This is a genomic window from Methylobacterium sp. WL120, assembly GCF_008039465.1.
Taxonomy (GTDB): domain Bacteria; phylum Pseudomonadota; class Alphaproteobacteria; order Rhizobiales; family Beijerinckiaceae; genus Methylobacterium; species Methylobacterium cerastii.
The window spans coordinates 1-4,382 of the sequence record NZ_VRUT01000251.1; the positions used below are offsets into that span (position 1 = coordinate 1).

The following is a 4,382-nucleotide window of genomic DNA, read 5'->3' on the forward strand; positions in this document are numbered from 1 at the left end:
GCGGCTGCGGCCTGCCGGCGCTGCGACCGCGGGCCGCGCACCGGCAGGACGAAGCCGCGCGGTCGCCACCTGCCCCGGCGCTCCGGCCTGCGCCTCCGGCTCGACGCCGACGGGGGCGGATGCCGCCCGGCTCGCGGAGGCGTTCCGACCGTTCGCCGCGGCGGGGCTGACGGCGCACGTCTCCGGTTGCGCCAAGGGTTGCGCCCACCCGGGCCGCGCCGACCTGACGCTGGTCGCGCGCGCAGGGACCTACGGCGTCGTCCTCGACGGCGCGCCCGGCGATGCGCCGGCTTGGGAACTGACTTTCGACGCGGCGCTGGAGCGCGTATGGAGGGCGAAACCCGGCGCGCTGGCACAGGCGTTCGGCCCCTCTTCCCTCAGTCGGCAGCTAAGCGCCGAACAAACCATCGGGACCACGATATGAGCGCCCGCCACGAGTACCTGCGCGACGGCGGCGCGATCTACGCCCGGTCCTTCGCGATGATCCGCGCCGAGGCCGACCTCGCACGCTGGTCGGGCACCGCCGAGCGCGTGGTCGTGCGCATGATCCACGCCTGCGGCATGACCGACCTGCCGGCCGACGTCGAGATGTCCGAGACCTTCGCCGAGGCCGGCGAGGCGGCCCTGCGCGCCGGCGCGCCGGTCCTCTGCGACGTGCGGATGGTGGCCGACGGCTGCACCCGCGCGCGGATGCGGGCCGAGAACCGCGTGATCTGCACCCTCACCGATCCGCGCGTGCCGACCATGGCCGCCGAGATGGGCACCACCCGCTCGGCCGCCGCGATGGAGCTGTGGCGCGAGCACCTGCCCGGCAGCGTCGTGGCGGTCGGCAACGCGCCGACCTCGCTGTTCCGCCTGCTCGAGCTCCTCGACGAGGGCGTCGCGCCGCCGGCGGCGGTGATCGGCATCCCCGTCGGCTTCATCGGCGCCGCCGAATCGAAGGAGGCGCTGGCGCGCGACGGGCGCGTGCCGTTCGTCGTGGTGCACGGCCGGCGCGGCGGCAGCGCGATGGCAGCCGCCGCCGTCAACGCGCTCGCCAACGAGATCGAGTGATGGACGCGGGCGAGAACCGCTTCGCGGAGGCGCCGGCCGAGCAGCCGGACCGACCGGCGGCGGCCGTCACCGGCACGCTGTTCGGCGTCGGCATGGGCCCGGGCGACCCGGACTACCTCACCGTCCGCGCCATGCGGGTGCTGGAGCGCGCGCCGGTCCTCGTCCACTTCTGCAAGAAGGGCCGGCGCGGCAACGCCCGCACCATCGCCGACGCGGTGCTGCCGCCCGAGCCAGCCCGCGAGTTCGCCCTCGCCTACCCCTACACCACCGAGTTGCACCCGGATCACCCGGATTACGTCGGGGCGCTCGCCGCCTTCTACGACGACGCGGCGGGGCAGTTGGCCGACCACCTCGGCGCCGGGCGCGACGTGGCGATCCTGTCCGAGGGCGACCCATTCTTCTACGGCTCGTTCATGCACCTGTGGCGGCGCCTGAAGGACCGATTCCCGGTGGAGGTCGTGCCCGGCGTCACCGGCATGTCGGGCTGCTGGACCAAGGCCGGCACGCCGATCACCTGGGGCGACGACGTGCTGACGGTGCTGCCGGCGACGCTGCCGGCAGCCGACCTCGCCGCGCGGCTCGCCGGCACCGACGCCGCCGTGATCATGAAGCTCGGGCGCCACCTGCCGAAGGTCCGCGCCGCCCTGCGCGAGGCCGGGCTGCTCGGGCGCGCCGTCTACGTCGAGCGGGGCACCATGGCCGGCGAGCGCGTCGTTCCGCTGGCGGACAAACCGGACGACGTGGCGCCCTACTTCTCGATGGTGCTCGTGCCGGGCGAAGGCCGCAGGCCGTGAGCGCACGTGTCGCGGGAGGCGGAAGCCTCGCGGTCGTCGGCCTCGGGCCGGGCGACGCCGGGCTGCTCACCGCGCGCGCGCAGGCTGCGCTCGATGCGGCCGAGGACCTGATCGGCTACATCCCCTACGTCTCCCGCGTGCCCGATCGGCCGGGGCTGACGCGGCATGCCAGCGACAACCGTGTCGAGGTGGACCGCGCGCGCCATGCGCTGGAACTGGCGGCCTCCGGCCGGCGGGTGGCGGTGGTCTCGGGCGGCGACCCCGGCGTGTTCGCGATGGCGGCGGCGGTGTTCGAGGCGGTGGAGGCCGGCGATCCGGCCTGGCGCCACCTCGCGATCACCGTCGAGCCCGGCATCACCGCGATGCTGGCGGCGGCCGCCCGCCTCGGCGCGCCGCTGGGGGGCGACTTCTGCGCGCTCTCGCTGTCGGACAACCTCAAGCCCTGGGACGTGATCACCGCCCGGCTCGAAGCCGTGCTGCGCGCCGACTTCGTGGTCTCGCTCTACAACCCGATCTCGTCGGCGCGGCCCTGGCAGCTTGGCCAAGCGCTCGGCATCGCCGCCGAGATCCGGCGGCCCGACACGCCGGTGGTGTTCGCCTGCGCCGTGACGCGCCCCGACGAGGCGATCCGCGTGATGACGCTGACCGAGGCGCGCACGGCCACCGCCGACATGGCGACGATGGTCATCATCGGCGCCTCGACCACGCGGCTGATCCCGCGCGGGCCGGGCGAGCCGCCGTTCGTCTACACGCCGCGCAGCGTCGGATGAGGCCGGCCCACGCCGACGAGCCGCGCCACGGCCGCGGCTGCGTCCGCGACTGTCTCGACCGCCGGCTTCCAGGGCTGACGCACGATCACCACCGGCAGCCGAAGCTGTCGCGCCGCAGCGATCTTGCCGTAGGTGGCGGCGCCGCCGGCGTTCTTGGTCACCAGCACCGCGATGGCGGCGTCCCGCATCAACGCCGTCTCGGCGGCCTCGTCGAAGGGGCCGCGCGCACGGATCGCCGTGAGGCGCGGCACGGGGAGCGCGTCGCCGAGCGGCTCGATCGTGCGCACGACGTATTCGTGCTGGGGCGCCGCGGCGAAGGCCGCGACCTCCATCCGGCCCACCGTGAGGAAGACGCGCTGGGGCGCCGCGCCGAGCGCCGCGACGCAGTCCGCGACACTCTCGACCTCGTTCCAGAGGTCGCCCGGCGCGCGCGCCCAGGCCGGGCGGCGGATCGCCAGGAGCGGCACGCCGGCCGCCGCCGCGGCGTCAGCGGCGTTCCGGCCGATGCGCGCGGCGAACGGGTGGGTGGCGTCGACCAGCCGATCGACCGCCTCGTCGCGCAGGTAGCGGGCCAAACCCTCGGCGCCGCCGAAGCCGCCGACGCGGGTCGGGACCGCCTCGACCGCCGGGTTCGCGGTGCGGCCGGCCAGCGACAGGGTGACGGCGAGGCCGGGATGGGGGAGAAGGCCGCGGACGAGGGCGCTGGCCTCCGTCGTGCCCCCGAGGATGAGGATCCGCATGGCCGCCTTGTCCGATAGGCCTGAACCGCTGTCGAGGCCCGCGCCGTGGCTCGCGATCGTCGGGATCGGCGAGGACGGCCGCGCCGGGCTCTCGCCCGCGGCCGCCGCGGCGCTCGACGGCGCCCGCGTGGTCTATGGCGGCCGCCGCCACCTCGCGCTCGCCGGCCGGCTCGACGCGGAATCGCGCGCCTGGCCGAGCCCGATCTCGGACGCCTACCCCGACATCCTGGCGCGGCGCGGGACGCCGACCTGCCTGCTCGCCACCGGCGACCCGTTCCATTACGGCATCGGCGCCGAGATCGCCCGGATCGTACCGGCCACCGAGATCCGCGCCTTCCCGCTTCCCTCCGCCTTCAGCCTCGCCTGCGCCCGCCTCGGCTGGCCGCTCGCCGAATGCGCCTGCGTCACGCTGCACGGCCGGGCGCTCGAGCAGGTCGTCCGCCACCTGCAGCCCGGCGCGCGCCTGCTCGTCCTGTCCTGGGACGGGACGACGCCGGCCGCGGTCGCCGCGCTGATGACGGAACGCGGCTTCGGCGCCTCGCGGATCACGGTGTGCGAGGCCATGGGCGGCCCGCGCGAGCGCCTGCGGATAAGCCCGGCGCGCGGCTTCGACCTCGGTGCGGTCGACGCCCTGAACACCCTGGCGATCGAGGTGGTCGGCGAGCCCGGCTGCCGCGCGGTCGGCCTCGCCGCCGGGCTCGACGACGGCTGGTTCGAGAACGACGGGCAGCTGACCAAGGCTGAGATCCGCGCCGTGACGCTCGCGGCGCTTCGCCCGCTCGCGGGGCAACTGCTCTGGGACGTCGGCGCCGGCGCCGGCTCGGTCGGCATCGAATGGATGCTGCGCCATCCCGCCATGCGGACGCTGGCGATCGAGGCCCATCCCGCGCGCGCCGAGCGCATCGCCCGCAACGCGCAGACCCTCGGCGTGCCGGGACTGGCCGTCGTCCACGGCCCGGCGCCGGGCGCGCTCGCCGGGTTGCCGGCGCCGGACGCGATCTTCGTCGGCGGCGGCCTCTCGGCAC

The 4,382-nt window shown here is 75.8% G+C and carries 5 protein-coding genes and 1 pseudogene; 5 read left to right on the forward strand and 1 reads right to left on the reverse strand.

The features are described 5' to 3' along the window. The 4 genes and pseudogenes from FV229_RS25490 to cobJ form a co-directional block, all read left to right on the forward strand. Window positions 1-424, forward strand: a pseudogene (locus tag FV229_RS25490) (hypothetical protein); the annotation flags it as partial. After that, window positions 421-1,053: a precorrin-8X methylmutase gene (locus FV229_RS25495; RefSeq protein ID WP_147754604.1), complete on the forward strand. Its 633-nt coding sequence runs from the start codon at window positions 421-423 to the stop codon at window positions 1,051-1,053. The pseudogene FV229_RS25490 and the gene FV229_RS25495, both read left to right, overlap by 4 nt. Further along, window positions 1,053-1,847: a precorrin-2 C(20)-methyltransferase gene (locus tag FV229_RS25500; protein WP_147754605.1), complete on the forward strand. Its 795-nt coding sequence runs from the start codon at window positions 1,053-1,055 to the stop codon at window positions 1,845-1,847. Before FV229_RS25495 ends, FV229_RS25500 begins: the two co-directional genes overlap by 1 nt. Next, entirely contained in the window at window positions 1,844-2,617 is a 774-nt protein-coding gene (gene cobJ / locus FV229_RS25505; RefSeq protein ID WP_147754606.1) for a precorrin-3B C(17)-methyltransferase, read from the forward strand. Before FV229_RS25500 ends, cobJ begins: the two co-directional genes overlap by 4 nt. On the opposite strand, the gene FV229_RS25510 is transcribed toward cobJ, so the two are convergent. Continuing rightward, window positions 2,593-3,357 carry a cobalt-precorrin-6A reductase gene (locus FV229_RS25510; protein WP_147754607.1) on the reverse strand — a complete coding sequence of 255 codons (765 nt, stop codon included), beginning with the start codon at window positions 3,355-3,357 and terminating at the stop codon, window positions 2,593-2,595. The two genes, cobJ and FV229_RS25510, sit on opposite strands and share 25 nt — an antisense overlap. Between FV229_RS25510 and cbiE the strand changes: the two genes are divergently transcribed. Continuing rightward, window positions 3,356-4,382 (forward strand): precorrin-6y C5,15-methyltransferase (decarboxylating) subunit CbiE (gene cbiE, locus FV229_RS25515; RefSeq protein WP_147754608.1); only part of this gene is annotated, 1,027 nt, incomplete at its 3' end. The genes FV229_RS25510 and cbiE overlap by 2 nt on opposite strands.

Bases quoted from the DNA above. Each gene is read 5' to 3' on its own strand.
- FV229_RS25500 (WP_147754605.1), top strand. From the start codon at position 1,053: ATGGACGCGGGCGAGAACCGCTTCGCGGAGGCGCCGGCCGAGCAGCCG.
- FV229_RS25510 (WP_147754607.1), bottom strand. From the start codon at position 3,357: ATGCGGATCCTCATCCTCGGGGGCACGACGGAGGCCAGCGCCCTCGTC.
- FV229_RS25495 (WP_147754604.1), top strand. From the start codon at position 421: ATGAGCGCCCGCCACGAGTACCTGCGCGACGGCGGCGCGATCTACGCC.